Origin of the sequence: Streptomyces kunmingensis (assembly GCF_039533535.1) — a bacterium.
Taxonomy (GTDB): domain Bacteria; phylum Actinomycetota; class Actinomycetes; order Streptomycetales; family Streptomycetaceae; genus Streptomyces; species Streptomyces kunmingensis.
The window spans coordinates 67,626-83,441 of record NZ_BAAATS010000027.1; the positions used below are offsets into that span (position 1 = coordinate 67,626).

General features: G+C 71.4%; 12 protein-coding genes. 5 read left to right on the forward strand and 7 right to left on the reverse strand.

The features are described from left to right. From ABD366_RS28670 to ABD366_RS28690, 5 genes are all read right to left on the reverse strand, one after another. On the reverse strand, nucleotides 1-340 hold a 340-nt coding region (locus ABD366_RS28670), incomplete at its 3' end, for an XdhC family protein (protein WP_425576980.1). 103 nt (nucleotides 341-443) lie between these two features. Then, nucleotides 444-1,901 (reverse strand): NCS2 family permease, encoded by a 1,458-nt coding sequence (locus tag ABD366_RS28675; RefSeq protein ID WP_324767936.1) that lies wholly within the window; start codon nucleotides 1,899-1,901, stop codon nucleotides 444-446. A gap of 161 nt (nucleotides 1,902-2,062) precedes the next feature. Further along, nucleotides 2,063-4,465 (reverse strand): xanthine dehydrogenase family protein molybdopterin-binding subunit, encoded by a 2,403-nt coding sequence (locus ABD366_RS28680; RefSeq protein WP_324767935.1) that lies wholly within the window; start codon nucleotides 4,463-4,465, stop codon nucleotides 2,063-2,065. Between the two features lie 5 nt (nucleotides 4,466-4,470). Continuing rightward, the gene (locus ABD366_RS28685) at nucleotides 4,471-5,061 is read right to left on the reverse strand and encodes a (2Fe-2S)-binding protein (RefSeq protein WP_324767934.1); all 591 of its coding nucleotides are present in this window, start codon (nucleotides 5,059-5,061) and stop codon (nucleotides 4,471-4,473) included. Continuing rightward, nucleotides 5,061-5,960, reverse strand: a complete 900-nt coding sequence (locus ABD366_RS28690; RefSeq protein WP_324767933.1) for an FAD binding domain-containing protein — start codon at nucleotides 5,958-5,960, stop codon at nucleotides 5,061-5,063. Before ABD366_RS28690 ends, ABD366_RS28685 begins: the two co-directional genes overlap by 1 nt. 272 nt (nucleotides 5,961-6,232) lie before the next feature. Between ABD366_RS28690 and ABD366_RS28695 the strand changes: the two genes are divergently transcribed. Then, nucleotides 6,233-7,909: a PucR family transcriptional regulator gene (locus ABD366_RS28695; protein ID WP_324767932.1), complete on the forward strand. Its 1,677-nt coding sequence runs from the start codon at nucleotides 6,233-6,235 to the stop codon at nucleotides 7,907-7,909. A 138-nt stretch (nucleotides 7,910-8,047) separates the two neighbouring features. Further along, on the forward strand, nucleotides 8,048-8,830 hold the full coding sequence (locus tag ABD366_RS28700) for a hypothetical protein (protein ID WP_324767931.1): 783 nt from the start codon (nucleotides 8,048-8,050) through the stop codon (nucleotides 8,828-8,830). Between the two features lie 93 nt (nucleotides 8,831-8,923). On the opposite strand, the gene ABD366_RS28705 is transcribed toward ABD366_RS28700, so the two are convergent. Continuing rightward, entirely contained in the window at nucleotides 8,924-9,700 is a 777-nt protein-coding gene (locus ABD366_RS28705) for a GntR family transcriptional regulator (RefSeq protein WP_411293671.1), read from the reverse strand. A 146-nt stretch (nucleotides 9,701-9,846) separates the two neighbouring features. On the opposite strand from ABD366_RS28705, the gene ABD366_RS28710 reads away from it, so the two are divergent. Then, nucleotides 9,847-10,701 (forward strand): (2Fe-2S)-binding protein, encoded by an 855-nt coding sequence (locus tag ABD366_RS28710; protein WP_324767929.1) that lies wholly within the window; start codon nucleotides 9,847-9,849, stop codon nucleotides 10,699-10,701. A 208-nt stretch (nucleotides 10,702-10,909) separates the two neighbouring features. After that, nucleotides 10,910-12,001, forward strand: a complete 1,092-nt coding sequence (locus ABD366_RS28715; protein WP_324767928.1) for a DUF2637 domain-containing protein — start codon at nucleotides 10,910-10,912, stop codon at nucleotides 11,999-12,001. Nucleotides 12,002-12,052: 51 nt separating this feature from the next. Here ABD366_RS28715 and ABD366_RS28720 read toward each other — a convergent pair whose 3' ends face one another. Beyond that, nucleotides 12,053-12,499 carry an ATP-binding protein gene (locus ABD366_RS28720; RefSeq protein ID WP_324767926.1) on the reverse strand — a complete coding sequence of 149 codons (447 nt, stop codon included), beginning with the start codon at nucleotides 12,497-12,499 and terminating at the stop codon, nucleotides 12,053-12,055. 254 nt (nucleotides 12,500-12,753) lie between these two features. On the opposite strand from ABD366_RS28720, the gene ABD366_RS28725 reads away from it, so the two are divergent. Continuing rightward, nucleotides 12,754-15,816: an alpha-mannosidase gene (locus tag ABD366_RS28725; protein WP_324767925.1), complete on the forward strand. Its 3,063-nt coding sequence runs from the start codon at nucleotides 12,754-12,756 to the stop codon at nucleotides 15,814-15,816.

Here is a 15,816-nt window from a genome sequence, read left to right on the forward strand (position 1 = left end):
CCAGCACGCCGCGTACGGCCTCGTCCGAGGCGCGTACCGGCGTGACGAGGATGTCGATGACGCCGCCGCAGGTGAGACCCACGGCGAAGGCGTCGTCGTCGCTGTACCCGAAGCGTTCGAGGACGGGGGTGCCGTTCTCGAGCGCCTCGCGGCACAGTTCGTAGACCGCGCCCTCCACGCAGCCGCCGGAGACCGAGCCGATCGCGGTGCCCTCGCCGTCGACGGCGAGCGCCGCGCCCGGCTGGCGTGGCGCGCTGCCGCCTACGGCCACCACGGTGGCCACGGCGAAGTCGCGCCCCTGCTCGACCCACCGGTTGAGCTCTTCGGCGATGTCCAGCATGGGTCGGTCTCCTTAGCGGTTACGAGGGACGAGTCAGCGGTCACGAGGGACGAAGTCAGCGGTACGAGGGACGAGGGCCTTCGAGAGGCGAAGATCCGCCGCCTCAGTGGACGCCGAGCCAGCTCTCGATCGGGTTGAGGGCGAAGTACACCAGGAAGATCACCGTCAGGCCCCACATGAAGGCCCCGATCTCCCGCGCCTTGCCCTGGGCGATCTTGATGGCGGCCCAGGAGATGACACCCGCCGCGACACCGGTGGTGATGGTGTACGTGAAGGGCATCAGGACCACGGTCAGGAAGACCGGGATCGCGGTGGCGCGGTCGGCCCAGTCGACGTGCCGGGCGTTCATCATCATCATGGCGCCGATGACGACGAGCGCGGCGGACGCGACCTCCTGCGGGACGATCGCGGTGACCGGCGTGAAGAACAGGCAGGCCGCGAAGAACAGGCCGGTGACGGCGGAGGCGAGACCCGTGCGGGCTCCCTCCCCCACCCCGGTCGCCGACTCGACGAAGACGGTCTGGCCGGAGCCGCCCGCCACGCCGCCGATCGCGCCGCCCGCGCCGTCGATGAACAGCGCCTTGGACAGGCCCGGCATCCGGCCCTTGTCGTCGGCGAGCTTCGCCTCGGTGCCGACGCCGATGATGGTGGCCATCGCGTCGAAGAAGCCGGCGAGCACGAGCGTGAAGACGATCATGCCGACGGTCATCGCGCCGACCTCGCCCCAGCCGCCGAACTCGACGTGGCCGAAGAGCGAGAAGTCCGGCGTGGAGACCGCGCTGCCGTGCAGTTCGGGGGCGCCGTTCGCCCACTGCTTCGGGTCGATCACGTCGAGCGCGTTGAGGATCATCGCGGCGGCCGTGCCGGTGATGATGCCGATCAGGATCGCGCCGGGGGTGTTGCGCGCCTGGAGCATGAAGATCAGGAGGAGCGTGCCCGCGAAGAGCAGCACCGGCCAGCCGGCCAGTTCACCCGTAGCACCGAGCGCCAGCGGGGTCGCCTTGCCCACCTGCACGAAGCCGGACTTGTAGAGGCCGATCAACGCGATGAACAGGCCGATGCCCATGGTGATGCCGTGCTTGAGCGCCAGCGGGATCGCGTTCATGATCATTTCGCGGAGCCCGGTGACGACGAGCAGCATGATCACGACGCCGTACATCACGCACATGCCCATGGCCTGCGGCCAGGTCATCGTGGGGGCGACCTGCGAGGAGATCACACCGGAGACGGAGAGACCGGCAGCGAGGGCGAGCGGGACCTTGCCGACGAAGCCCATCAGGAGCGTGGTGAACGCGGCGGCGAAGGCGGTCGCGGTGATCAGGGCCTTCTGGCCCAGGGTGTCACCGGCGGCGTCCTTGCCGGACAGGATCAGGGGGTTGAGCAGGAGGATGTACGCCATGGCCATGAAGGTCGTGACGCCGCCGCGCACTTCACGCGCGACGGTCGATCCCCGGTCGGATATGTGGAAGTACCTGTCGAGCCAGGACCGGCCGGCCGGCTGACGCGAACCCGCGCCCGCGTCGTCGGCGGTGGTCCTGGGCTCCACGGACTGCTGGGTCATGGTGCCTCGTTTCCCAAGGTTCATAGGGGCACCCGCGAACTGCCTCTGCGCGTGCGGGTTTTGGGATGGCTGCACGACCCGGGGGACGGCCCGAGACGGACGGCGGTGAAGGGCGGGGGACGACGTCCAAGCGGCGTCCCCCGCGCCTGATCGAGCAAGGGCTACGCCGAAGCGGCCGTGCCCGTCAGGTGCTCGGGCCGGACAGGAGTCCGGTCGAGCGCCAGACCCGTCGCGTTGCGGACCGCCGCGAGGACGGCCGGGGTGGACGACAGGGTGGGGGCCTCGCCGATGCCGCGCAGCCCGTACGGGGCGTGCTCGTCGGCGAGTTCGAGCACGTCGACCGGGATGGTCGGCGTGTCGAGAATGGTGGGGAGCAGGTAGTCGGTGAAGGAGGGGTTCCTGACCTTCGCCGTCTTCGGGTCGACGACGATCTCCTCCATCACGGCGATACCCATGCCCTGGATGGTGCCGCCCTGGATCTGGCCGATCACGGAGAGCGGGTTGAGCGCCTTGCCGACGTCCTGCGCGCAGGCCAGTTCGATGACCTTGACCAGGCCGAGCTCGGTGTCGACCTCGACGACGGCGCGGTGCGCGGCGAACGAGTACTGCACGTGCCCGTTGCCCTGGCCCGTACGCAGGTCGAAGGGTTCGGTGGGCCGGTGGCGCCACTCCTCCTCGACCTCGACGGCCTCGCCTTCGAGGACGTCGACGAGGTCGCCGAGGACCTCGCCGCCGTCGGTGACGACCTTGCCGCCTTCGAGCAGCAGCTCGGCCGTCGCCCACGCCGGGTGGTAGGTGCCCATCTTGCGGCGCCCGATCTCCAGGACCTTCTCGCGCACCAGCTCACAGGCGTTCTTGACGGCGCCACCGGTGACGTATGTCTGGCGAGAAGCGGACGTCGAACCCGCCGATCCCACCTGCGTGTCGGCGGGCTGGATGGTGACCTGTGTGACGCCCAGCTCGGTGCGGGCGATCTGCGCGTGGACGGTGATGCCGCCCTGGCCGACCTCCGCCATGGCGGTGTGCACGGTGACCACGGGTTCGCCGTTGATGACCTCCATGCGCACCTTGGCGGTGGAGTAGTCGTCGAAGCCCTCGGAGAAGCCGACGTTCTTGATGCCGACCGCGTAGCCGACGCCGCGTACGACGCCTTCGCCGTGTGTGGTGTTGGAGAGTCCGCCGGGCAACTGGCGCACGTCGGAGCCCTCGCTGGACTCCCACTGGCGCTCGGGCGGCATCGGCATCGCCTTGATGCGGCGCAGCAGTTCGGCGACCGGGGCCGGCGAGTCGACCGGCTGCCCCGTCGGCATGAGCGTGCCCTGCTCCATGGCGTTGAGCTGGCGGAACTCGACCCGGTCCATGCCCAGCGCGTCGGCCACCTTGTCCATCTGCGCCTCGTAGGCGAAGCACGCCTGGACCGCGCCGAAGCCGCGCATGGCGCCGCAGGGCGGGTTGTTCGAGTAGAGCGCGATGGCCTCGATGTCGACGTCGTCGATCACGTACGGGCCGACCGCGAGGGACGAGGCGTTGCCGACGACGGCCGGGGACGCGGAGGCGTAGGCGCCGCCGTCGAGCACGATCCGGCACGACATGTGCGTGATCTTGCCGTCCTTGGTCGCCCCGTGCTCGTAGTGGAGCTTGGCGGGGTGGCGGTGGACGTGGCCGAAGAACGACTCGAACCGGTTGTAGACGATCTTGACCGGCTTGCCGGTGCGCAGCGCGAGCAGGCAGGCGTGGATCTGCATCGACAGGTCCTCGCGGCCGCCGAACGCGCCGCCGACACCGGACAGCGTCATGCGCACCTTGTCCTCGGGCAGGCCGAGGACGGGGGCGATCTGCTTGAGGTCCGAGTGCAGCCACTGGGTGGCGACGTAGAGGTCGACGCCGCCGTCCTCGGCCGGTACGGCGAGACCCGACTCGGGGCCGAGGAACGCCTGGTCCTGCATGCCGAAGTAGTAGTCGCCCTCGACGATGACGTCCGCGCGCTTGCGGGCCTCTTCGACATTGCCGCGCACGATCGGCTGGCGGTGCACGATGTTCGGGTGCGGGGCGTGGCCGATGTGGTGGTCGTCGCGGTTCTCGTGGACGAGGATCGCGCCGGGCGCGGTCGCGGACGTCTCGTCGGTGATGACGGGCAGTTCGCGGTAGTCGACCTTGATCTTGGCGGCGGCGCGGCGCGCGGTCTCCGGGTGGTCGGCGGCGACCAGCGCGACGGGTTCACCGTGGTGGCGGACCTTGCCGTGTGCGAGGACCGGCGTGTCCTGGATCTCCAGGCCGTAGTTCTTCACGTCGGTGGGCAGGTCGTCGTAGGTGAGGACCGCGTAGACGCCGGGCGTCGCGAGAGCCTCGCCGGTGTCGATGGAGACGATCTCGGCGTGCGCGACCGGGGAGCGCAGGATCTGGCCCCACAGCATGTCCTCGTGCCACATGTCGGAGGAGTACGCGAACTCGCCGGTGACCTTGAGGGTGCCGTCCGGGCGGAGCGTGGACTCGCCGATGCCGCCCTTGGTCTGGGAGCGCTGCGTGACATTGAACGGGATGCCGGTGGTACGTGTGTCGGCCATCTTCGTCAGACCCCCTGACCGGAAACGGGTGCGGACTGCCGCGCGGCGGCGAGCCGTACCGCGTCCATGATCTTCTCGTAGCCCGTGCAGCGGCACAGGTTGCCGGAGAGGGCCTCGCGGATGTCCGCGTCGGACGGGTTCGGGGTGCGCTCCAGCATCTCGTCGGCGGCGACCAGCAGACCCGGCGTGCAGAAGCCGCACTGGACGGCGCCGGCGTCGATGAACGCCTGCTGGATCGGGGCGAGTTCGGTGCCCTCGCCGGTCTGCGAGTCGGTACCCTCGGCGGCCTGCCAGCCCTGCGCGGACTGCAAAGAGGTCCCGCTCTCGTGACCGCCGCAGGCACGGTTCTTCGCGAAGTCGGCGAGGCCCTCGACGGTGACGACCTCGCGGCCCTCGACCTGTCCGGCGGCCACCAGACACGAACACACCGGCACACCGTCGAGCCGGACGGTGCAGGACCCGCACTCGCCCTGCTCACAGGCGTTCTTGGAACCGGGCAGGCCCATCCGCTCGCGCAGCACGTACAGCAGGGACTCGCCCTCCCACACGTCGTCGGCTTCCTGCTGACGGCCGTTGACCGTGAAATTGACGCGCATTACGCGACTCCCTCCGAATGAGCGGCGGTGCCGCGGTACGACTCCCAGGCCCAGGTCAGCGTGCGGCGGGCCATGATGCCGACCGCGTGGCGGCGGTACGAGGCGGTACCGCGCACATCGTCGATCGGGTTGCAGGCGGCGGCGCACAGGTCCGCGAACTGCTTGGCGACCGACGGGGTGATGATCTTGCCGTTGTCCCAGAACCCGCCCTCGTCGAGCGCGGCGTTGAGGAACTCCTCGGCCTCCTTGGCGCGGATCGGGGTCGGCGCGGCCGAGCCGATGCCGGTGCGCACGGTGCGCGTCTCGGGGTGGACCGCGAGGCCGAAGGCGCACACGGCGATCACCATGGCGTTGCGGGTGCCGACCTTGGAGTACTGCTGCGGTCCGTCGGCCTTCGGCAGATGGACGGCGCGGATCAGCTCGTCCGGGGCGAGCGCGTTGCGCTTCACGCCGGTGTAGAACTCGTCGATCGGGATGCGCCGGGAACCGCGTACGGATTCGGCCTCGACCTCGCAGCCGGAGGCGAGCAGCGCCGGGTGGGCGTCGCCGGCCGGTGAGGCCGTGCCGAGGTTGCCGCCGACGCCGCCGCGGTTGCGGATCTGCGGCGAGGCGACGGTGTGCGAGGCGAGCGCCAGACCCGGCAGCTCGGTCCGCAGGTTCTCCATGATCGCGGTGTACGGGACGGAGGCGCCGAGCCGGACCGTGCCCGCGGGACCCTCGCCCACCTCCCACTCGCTCAGCTCGCTGATGCGGTTGAGGTCGAGAAGGTACTCGGGTCGCCGGTGGTCGAAGTTGATCTCGACCATGACATCGGTGCCACCCGCAATCGGCACAGCTGTGGGGTGCTCGGCCTTGGCGGCGAGCGCCTCCTCCCAGCTGGCGGGGCGAAGGAAGTCCATGAGCGGCTCTCTTCTTCGTCGTTCGTGGTTCGTTCGATCAGTTCGAGCCACGGATGTGCGGATCACGAGGGCTCGTTCATGTGCTGTTAACGCGGAGTGGGCTCAGTACACCGCCCGGTGCTCCACCAGGGTCAGTCACGGAAACCATGAAGGAGTTGGCTGGCCGACACGGGTGTCTTGTAGATTCGTATGAACGGAGGACATCAGTAACCTCTCCGTTTTCCTGCTGACACTCAGGAAACAGTTCGAGACAGATCGGCGGCGACGACGACATGCGGCTGCGCGCATTGCTGGACACGGACGCGCTGGGCCTCAGGCTCCTCGGCGGCGAGGACGAGCTGGACCGCACGGTCCGTGGCGTGATGACCACGGACCTGCGGGACCCCAGCCGTTATCTGTCCGGGGGTGAGCTGGTCCTGACGGGCCTCGCCTGGCGCCGGGACGCCGCCGACTCCGAACCGTTCGTACGGATCCTGTCCACGGCGGGCGTCGCGGCCCTCGCGGCCGGCGAGGCCGAGCTGGGCGCGGTCCCAGAGGACCTGGTGGAGGCCTGCGTCCGGCACCGCCTGCCGCTGTTCGCGGTGAACGAGTCGGTGGCGTTCGCGACGATCACCGAGCACGTCGTCCGCCAGGTCTCGGGCGAGCGCGCCGGTGACCTGGCCGCCGTCGTGGACCGGCACCGGCGCCTGATGACGTCGGGCCCCGCGGGTGGCGGCCCGGACGTGGTCCTCGATCTGCTCGGCAGCGACCTGGACCTGCGGGCGTGGGTGCTCTCCCCCGCCGGCCGCGCCATCGCCGGCTCGAACGCGTCGGGGCCCGACCTGCCCGCCGACGTCTGCGCCCGCCTCGCCGCCGAGCACCTCGCGGCGGCCCGCGCCGGGCGCCGGGCCCCGCACCGGGTGAGGATCGACTCCACGACGTACTCCGTCTTCGGGATCCGCTCGGGTGGCCGGAACGCGGTGATCGCGTCCCGTGATGTCCGCGAGACGGTTCTGTCGGACTGGCTGCTCGCCGTCGAGGCCGACGCGAGCGACTGGCCCGAGGAGCGGCTCGACCTGCTTCAGGGCGTGACCCAGCTGATCTCGGTGGAGCGCGACCGGCGCGACGCGGCCCGTACGGTACGCCGCCGGCTCGCCCAGGAGGTCCTGGAGCTGGTCCAGACGGGCGCGGCCCCGGCCGAGATCGCCGCGCGGCTGCGTGTGACGGCCCCCGTCCTGCTGCCAGGGCTTGGCGCGGCCCCGCACTGGCAGGTCGTCGTGGCCCGCGTCGAGTGGGAGGGCGGGGAGATCGAGGGCGGCCCGGTCGCCCAGTCCCTCCTCGAGGAGATCCTGGTCGATCCGCTGGCGGCCGGGTCCGAGCCGTCCGACCGGATCGCGGTGGCCCACACCGGCGACGAGGCCGTCGCGCTCGTCCCGCTGCCCGCCGTCTCCGCCGAGCACGACGGTTCCGAGCAGGGCCTGATCGCGGACTCGCTCCTCGCGACCGTACGGGACCCGCTGGCGGCGGGGCTCTCGGACGACGGGCGCCTGACGATCGGCGTCAGCGCCGCCGTGCACTCGGCGGAGGGGCTGCGCGGCGCCCTGGAGGAGGCCCGGCACGCCCGCCGGGTGGCGGCCGCCCGCACGGGCCGGGTCTGCGCCGCCGGCCATCAGGAGCTGGCCTCGCACGTGCTGCTGCTGCCGTTCGTTCCGGACGATGTGCGCCGCGCGTTCACGGCCCGGCTCCTGGACCCGCTGCGCGAGTACGACCGCAAGCACCGGGCCGAGCTGATCCCGACCCTGGAGGCGTTCCTCGACTGCGACGGTTCGTGGACCCGCTGCGCGGCCCGGCTCCACCTGCACGTCAACACGTTGCGTTACCGCGTCGGCCGGATCGAGCAGCTGACGAACCGTGATCTCTCGCGCCTGGAAGACAAGTTGGACTTCTTCCTGGCCCTGCGCATGAGCTGACGCGACGGCGGCCGCGGGCCGGGGCCGGAACCCCATCCCTTTGTGAAATCTTTCACCCACCCTCTTGGCCGGGCGCCGCGATCCGTGCTGAGATGCCCCACGACAACTCGGCTCGATGGCGTGCTCGGGGAGGGCAACGTGGCGCATACCGCCATGTCTGGTACGGGAACGAACGCAGGGGACGATCCACTCCAGACCGCGGTATGGCGGCTGCGCTCGCGCGGCTGCTGGGCGGACGCGGCCGCACTGCTCGATCCCCATGCGGCCACGGATCCCGCCGCCGCGCTGCAGCGCGCGGCGCTGCTCGGCGAGCGGTGCCTCTACACGGAGCAGGGCTGGGCCGAGGCGGAGGACGCGCTGCGCGCCGCGGAGGCCGTCGCCCACACGGACGAGGAGCGCGGCGCGGCTGCCTGTGAGCGCGGCCAACTCGCTTACGCCTCTACGTTGTTGAGGGTCCGGGACCGGGTCGACGAGGCCCGCTCGGCGTTCGGCCGCGCGGCGGCGCTCATCGCGCCCGGCGCGGCGGGCCGGGCGCTGCTCGACTTCCGCCGGGGGCTGTTGGCGGAGGACCTGGCCGACTCCCCGCAGGCGGCGCGGGCGGCTTACCGCCGGGCGCATGCGGGGGCCACGGCGCACGGGGACGCGCTGCTTGTCTCCTTCACCTGGCGGCAGCTGGCCGGACTGGCGCTGCGGGACGGGGAGTTGGCGGAGGCGCGGCACGGGTTCGCGGAGTCGCTGCGGTTGCGGGAGGAGCTGGGGTATTTGGTGGGGACCGCTCCGGCGCTGGTTTCTTTGGCGGAGGCGGAGGCGGAGGCTGAGCCGGAGACCGCGGCGCGGCTTCGTGCCGAGGCCGGGCGGTTGTTTCGGTTGCTCGGGGGTGTGCCTACGTGGTTGGCCGGGGCGTTGCCTGCCGCCGCTTGAGGGGTGGGCCCGCGTCTGGGCTCGGGGCTCTGCCCCGGACCCCGCTCCTCAAGCGCCGGAGGGGCTTATTCTTGGCCGACGGAGAGGCTCGAACTAGGCGAAGTGCTGGTGGACCGCCGTGTTTATCGCTGCCATGTCCTGCGCCTCCAGGGCGTCCAGGAGTGCCACGTGCTGTGCCGCGTCCGCGCGGAGGTCGCAGCCTGTCCAGACCATGCGGCGGCGCAGGTCGTCGGCGATGCGGACCAGTTGTTCGTTCCCGGCGAGGGCCAGGACGGCACGGTGGAAGGCCCGGTCGGCGTCGGCGTAGCGCGCCAGGTCGCCGCAGGCCGCCGCGGCGACGGTGTCCTCGGCGCTGGGCCTGAGCGCGGCCCAGCGGTCCGCCGGCAGGGTCCGGGCGAGGCGCAGCACGATGGGCGCCTCGACCAGGCCGCGTACCTCGGCCAGCTCCGCCCGCTCCCGGGCGGTGCGCTCGGCGACCCGGAAGCCCCGGTTCGGCACGACCTCCACGGCGCCTTCGCGGGCCAACTGCTGCATCGCCTCGCGCACGGGCGTCGCCGAGACGCCGAACCGCTCGCCCAGGACGGGCGCCGAGTAGACCTCGCCGGGCGCCAGCTCGCCGGACAGGAGAGCGGCCCGCAGCGCGTCCAGGACCTGCCCGCGGACCGAGGTCCGCTCGACCGTGCCGCGCCCGGCGAAGCGCGGCGTGGGCGGCTCGCTGTGGGTGTGCTCGCCCCGGCTCCGCCCGGGCGCCGGTACCGGCGCCGCGGCCCATGCCGTGGCGGACCGCTGCTCGGGTACGCCGAAAGCGCTCGCGGAGCCGCGCGCCGGACGCGGTCCGGTCTGCTCTCCGACCTGCTTCACCCCGGTCATCCCTTCGCCGCCGTTCCTGGCCCCGGCCGGCCGTTCGTACCGGACTCAACCAAGAACGATAGGCCGCCGGGGCCACAGTTCAAACCCCGGATCCGTCGGGTAAGGTAAGGCTTACCTGCAAACGCCTGTGATTCGGTGGTCACTACATGCCCCTCGTCACCACGGCGCCTGCCGCGACACAGAGCGCGGTCACGGCCGCCTACGCCCGCCTCACCGAGGTGTTCCCGAGCCTGCGCATCGACGAGCTCGGCCCCGGTCGGCCGCTGCCCGAGGACGCGGGCTGGGTCGGTGCGCGGCAGCTCGCCGAGGGCGGCGCCGCGCTGGACGCCTTCCTCGCCTGGGACAACGCGCAGGTCCTCAAGGACTACGGGCAGCAGGCCCGGCCCGATGTCGTGGCCAGCTTCGGTCTGCACCGTTACGCGTGGCCCGCCTGCCTGCTCATCACGGTCCCGTGGTTCCTGCACCGCCGGGTGCCGCGTTTTCCCGTCGCGAACGTCTCGCTCCAGCGGGCGCTGGGCCGGATGGCCGTACGCGTCACCGATTTCGCCTGCCTGCCCGACGACCCGGCGGCCGCTCTGCCCGGCGCGCACGTCGTGCCGGACGAGGAGGCTCTGCGCGGTGAGCTGCGGGCAGCCGTCGCCGAACACCTGGAGCCCGTCCTCACCGGGTTCGGGCCCCGGATGCGGCGCGGCCCGCGCGCCCTGTGGGGCATGGCCACGGACGAGATCGTCGAGGGCCTCTGGTACATCGGCCACCTGTTCGGCGAGGAGCGCCGTGCGATGACCGAGCTGGAGGAGCTGCTGCCCGGCACGACGAAGCCGTACGTCGGGAAGGCCGCGTTCCGCGAGCTGACCGGGCCCGCCGGGGAGTCGCTGCCGACCCGGGACCGCGCGAGCTGCTGCTTCTTCTACACGCTGCGTCCGGAGGACACCTGCGTGACCTGTCCGCGTACCTGTGACGCGGACCGCATCGCACGCCTTTCGGCCGCCGCCGCGGTCTGAGCACCACCCGCACCCGTCCGAACCACCCGTCCGGGTGACGTAAATCGAACTCGACTTCCCTTTCTCCAGCGGGAGTTCGAGCGTACGGCCACTTTGCACGCCCCCTTGCACTCCAATGGCGTTGTCTTGTCCCGAAACCCCCTGCGGGCTCATGCGGCTGGGCCAATATGGCGCCCCGTACGCCCTATCGCTACGCAAGGGACCCCAGATGAGACTGACCGACATATCGCTGGACTGGCTGCTTCCGGGCGCCGTGCTGCTCCTGGGCCTGCTGGCGGCGGTGGCGGTGCTCGCGCGCGGCAAGCGCGCCGGGGACAACGGGAAGAAAGGCGCATCGTCGTCCGACGAGTCGTGGGAGCGCAGCGAGGAGCGTCGCAGGCGCAAGGAGGCCGTCTACGGCTCCGCCTCGTACGTGCTGCTGTTCTGCTGTGCCGCTGTCGCCGCCGCTCTCTCCTTCCACGGGCTCGTCGGCTTCGGCCGGCAGAACCTGAACCTGTCCGGGGGCTGGGAGTACCTCGTCCCGTTCGGGCTCGACGGCGCCGCGATGTTCTGCTCGGTGCTCGCGGTGCGCGAGGCGAGCCACGGCGACGCCGCGCTCGGCTCGCGCATACTCGTGTGGACGTTCGCGGGCGCCGCCGCCTGGTTCAACTGGGTGCACGCGCCGCGCGGGCTCGACCACGCGGGCGCCCCGCACTTCTTCGCGGGCATGTCCCTGTCGGCGGCGGTGCTCTTCGACCGTGCCCTGAAGCAGACGCGCCGCGCGGCGCTGCGTGAGCAGGGCCTGGTGCCGCGGCCGTTGCCGCAGATCCGGATGGTGCGGTGGCTGCGCGCGCCGCGGGAGACGTACTGCGCCTGGTCGCTGATGCTCCTGGAGGGCGTACGGACGCTGGACGAGGCCGTCGACGAGGTGCGCGAGGACAAGCGGCTCAAGACGCAGGACCGGATGCGGCGGCGCGAGCACGGGAAGCTGGAGCGCGCGCAGTTGCGCGCGCTCAGCCGTGGTCACCGCTCCTTCAGCGGGCGCGGCGGGCGCCAGGTGGAGGTGCCGGCCGTGACGGCCTCGGCGGGCTCCGCCCAGGGCGGCGCGGAGCCTGCCATATCGCCTGGGAGCACGCCCCCAGAGCTCTCGCAGGACCAGCTTCCCCTGCGCGCCCGCCCCTCGCTCCAGGCCGTCAGGAGTGGGACTGAACCGCCGCCGCCCGCCACCGTCGATCTGACGGCGGAGGACGACACTCAGGCGTTGCCCCGGCTCGACACCCTTGAGCGCAAGCTCAAGGACCTTGAGCAGCAGTTCGGCTGACGCTTCGTCAGCCGGTGCGCAGGGTGCGGCGGCACTGTCGTGACGTGCAGGTCACGCGGTGCCGCCGTCCAGTTCGAACCACACCACCTTTCCGGTAGCGCCCGCGCCGAGCATCACGACGCCCCAGGCGTCCGCGAGGGACTGGACCAGGAGCAGGCCTCTGCCGTTCGTACCGTCGTCGGCGATCGGTACGCGCAGTCTCGGCCGGCGGTCCGTGTCGTCCCGGACCTCGACCCGCAGGCCGCTCGGGCCCACCGTCGCCGTGAGTTCCGCGTCGCGGTCCGTGTGCACCAGCGCGTTGGTGACGAGCTCGCTGGTGAGCAGTTCGGCGATCTCCGATCTGCCCGGCCTGCCCCAGTGACGGAGCAGTTCGCGTAGTGCGCGCCTGGTCTCCGGTACAGCCCTCAGGTCCGCCTTGCCCAGCATGCGCTTGAGCTGTTTCTGCGGTCCGTCCCCCGGTGCGACCCCGTCGACCCTTTCTTTCTCCGGATGCTTCATGGGGACTCCGGCCTCTGCCGGACCACCCCCTGGTACCTGCCGTCTCATGACCCCCGCCCACACGCCGATCCCGATGCCTTCCTCGCTCTGGACTCGTGATGCTCGGCCTGTCTGTCGAACGCGTACACGGGGATGCATGCCCATTGGGCATGTCGGCACTCATGTTGATTCGTCCACCTCCCACGGGTGTCCACAGGCCGTGCGGGGAAGGAAGCGTGGGATTCCCGCAGGACGAGTACCGACAAGGAGCCGCCGTGCACGACGACCGACACCTCGTGGAGGGCCGACTCGAACGGGCAATGCGCCAGTTCGTACGACCGGCGCAGTACGCCGCGCGCACACCGCTGACGCTGAGCGTCTGGCACGCCCCCGGTGAGCCGGTGCCCGTGGCCGAGGCGCTGGCAGGAACGTACGAACCCTTCGAGCCCGGCACCGCGTGGGGCGCACCCTGGTCGACCAGTTGGTTCCGCATCGAGGGGCAGGTCCCCGCCGAATGGGCGGGGCGCCACGTAGAGGTCGTGGTGGACCCCGGATTCTCCGGGCAGGGGCCCGGATTCCAGGCGGAGGGGCTGCTGTACGACGCCGAGGGCGTACCCCTGAAGGGCATCCATCCGCGCAACCGGCACCTCACGGTCGCGGCGCCCGCGGCCGGAGGTGAGCCGGTGAATCTGCTGCTGGAGGCGGCGGCCAACCCGGCGGTGCTGCGGGACTTCGAGCCCACCCCGCTCGGCGATGTGCTGACCGCCGGGGATCGCCCCATCTACCGATTCCGCTCTGCCGACTTGGCCGTACTCGACGAGGCCGTCTGGCATCTGGTGCTCGATGTCGAGGTGCTCTCGGAGCTGATGCACGAGCTGGACGCGGAGCGCGCCGGGCGCCACGACATCCTGCGAGCGCTCGAGCGGATGCTGGACGTACTGGATCTGCACGACGTGTCCGGCACGGCGGCGGCGGCCCGAGCGGAACTCGCCGACGTCCTGTCCCGTCCGGCACACACGAGCGCGCACCGCGTCTCGGCGACCGGGCACGCGCACATCGACTCGGCGTGGCTGTGGCCGCTGCGCGAGACGGTCCGCAAGGCGTCGCGCACGTTCGCCAACGTCACGGCGCTCGCCAGGGACTACCCGGAGCTGGTCTTCGCGTGTTCGCAGGCACAGCAGTACGCGTGGGTGAAGGAGCACCAGCCGCACATCTGGGACCGGATCAAGAAGGCGGTGGCGGACGGGAACTGGGCGCCGGTCGGCTCGATGTGGGTGGAGTCGGACGCGAACATGCCGGGCGGTGAGGCGCTCGCCCGGCAGCTGGTGCACGGCAAGCGGTTCTTCCGGGACGAGCTGGGCGTGGAGACGGAGGAGATCTGGCTGCCCGACTCCTTCGGATACACCGCCGCTTTTCCGCAGTTGGCGAAGCTGGCGGGTGCCCGGTGGTTCCTGACGCAGAAGCTGAGCTGGAACCAGACGAACAAGATGCCGCACCACACGTTCTGGTGGGAGGGCATCGACGGCACACGTGTCTTCACGCATTTCCCGCCGGTGGACACCTACAACGCGCAGTTCCACGCCCGTGAACTCGCGCACGCCGAGCGGAACTTCGCGGAGAAGGGCGGCGCCTCGCGCTCCCTCGTCCCCTTCGGCTGGGGCGACGGCGGGGGCGGTCCGACCCGGGAGATGCTGGAGAAGGCCCGCCGGCTGCGCTCCCTGGAGGGCTCACCGCGCGTCGAGATCGAGAAGCCGTCGGCGTTCTTCCAGGCGGCGTACGAGGAGTACGGGGCGAAGGCGCCCGTCTGGTCCGGCGAACTGTATCTGGAGATGCACCGGGCGACGTACACGACGCAGGCGAAGACGAAGCAGGGCAACCGTCGCTCCGAACACGCGCTGCGCGAGGCCGAGTTGTGGTGCACGGCCGCCGCTCTGCACGACGCGTCGTACGCCTACCCGTACGACGCTCTCGACCGGCTGTGGAAGACGGTTCTGCTGCACCAGTTCCACGACATCCTGCCCGGATCGTCGATCGCCTGGGTGCACCGGGAGGCCCGCGACACCTATGCCCAGGTGCTGGCCGAGCTGGACGGGATCACGAGCGAGGCGGTACGCCACCTCGGCGCGGGCGGAGCCTCGGCATTCAACGCCTCCCCCTACGCGCGCAATGAAGTGGTCGCCCACGATGGCCAGTTGATTCATGTGAACGTCGACGGGCTCGGCACCCGGAGCCTGGCCGAGGCCGCCGAACACACCCGCGGGCCGGGCGCCCACGCCGCGGCGACCCAAGAGACCGACGCGATCGTGCTGGCGAACGAGCACCTGACCGTCACCGTCGACAGCGACGGACTCCTCACCTCAGTACGGGACTTGAACCACGGCGGCCGCGAGGTCCTGGCCCCCGGCACCCGCGGCAACCTCCTCCAGCTGCATCCCGACCACCCCACCCAGTACGACGCCTGGGACCTGGACGCGCACTACCGGCACACCCGCACCGATCTCACGGACGCCGAGTCGGTGGAGCTGGTCGAGGACGGGCCGCTGCGGGTCGCCGTTCGAGTGACCCGCGCCTTCGGGGCGTCCCGCGTCACGCAGGAGTACCAACTCGCCGCGGGCAGCCGCCGCCTCGACGTCATCACCGACATCGACTGGCAGGAGTCGGAGAAGGTGCTGAAGGCGGCGTTCCCGCTGGACGTGCACGCGGAGCGGTCCGCGGCCGAGATCCAGTTCGGGCACGTGCACCGGCCCACGCACGCCAACACCGGCTGGGACGCGGCCCGTTACGAGATCTGCGCGCACCGCTGGCTGCGGGTGGCCGAGGAGGAGTACGGCGTCGCCCTGCTCAACGACTCGACGTACGGGCACGACGTGACCCGCACCCCGCACGAGCAGGGGCTCGGCACCACCGTCCGGCTCACGCTGCTGCGTGCCCCGCACAGCCCCGACCCGGAGACCGACCTCGGCACGCACCGTTTCACATACGCGCTGCTGCCGGGGGCGGCGACCGGGGACGCGGTGGCCGAGGGGCTCGCGCTGAACCTGCCGCTGCGGGTGGCGGAGGCGGGCGCGGGCGCGCCGCTCGTCACGGTCGACGATCCCGCGGTGACGATCGAGTCGGTGAAGCTCGCCGAGGACCGCAGCGGTGATGTGGTGGTGCGGCTCTACGAGTCGCGGGGCGGGCGTGCGACGGCGACACTGACGGCGTCGTTCCCGGTCGCGGGCGCCGACGAGACGGACCTCCTGGAGCGTCCGCTGAAGCCGGCGGACACCTCGGTCACCGGCCTCGCCCTGTCCCTGCGGCCGTTCCAGATCCTGACGCTGCGGCTGCGGCCCGTGTGA

Coding starts and splice junctions, on each gene's coding strand:
- ABD366_RS28675 (WP_324767936.1), bottom strand. CDS start 1,901: ATGACCCAGCAGTCCGTGGAGCCCAGGACCACCGCCGACGACGCGGGC.
- ABD366_RS28680 (WP_324767935.1), bottom strand. CDS start 4,465: ATGGCCGACACACGTACCACCGGCATCCCGTTCAATGTCACGCAGCGC.
- ABD366_RS28685 (WP_324767934.1), bottom strand. CDS start 5,061: ATGCGCGTCAATTTCACGGTCAACGGCCGTCAGCAGGAAGCCGACGAC.
- ABD366_RS28690 (WP_324767933.1), bottom strand. CDS start 5,960: ATGGACTTCCTTCGCCCCGCCAGCTGGGAGGAGGCGCTCGCCGCCAAG.
- ABD366_RS28695 (WP_324767932.1), top strand. CDS start 6,233: ATGCGGCTGCGCGCATTGCTGGACACGGACGCGCTGGGCCTCAGGCTC.
- ABD366_RS28705 (WP_411293671.1), bottom strand. CDS start 9,700: ATGACCGGGGTGAAGCAGGTCGGAGAGCAGACCGGACCGCGTCCGGCG.
- ABD366_RS28710 (WP_324767929.1), top strand. CDS start 9,847: ATGCCCCTCGTCACCACGGCGCCTGCCGCGACACAGAGCGCGGTCACG.
- ABD366_RS28715 (WP_324767928.1), top strand. CDS start 10,910: ATGAGACTGACCGACATATCGCTGGACTGGCTGCTTCCGGGCGCCGTG.
- ABD366_RS28720 (WP_324767926.1), bottom strand. CDS start 12,499: ATGAAGCATCCGGAGAAAGAAAGGGTCGACGGGGTCGCACCGGGGGAC.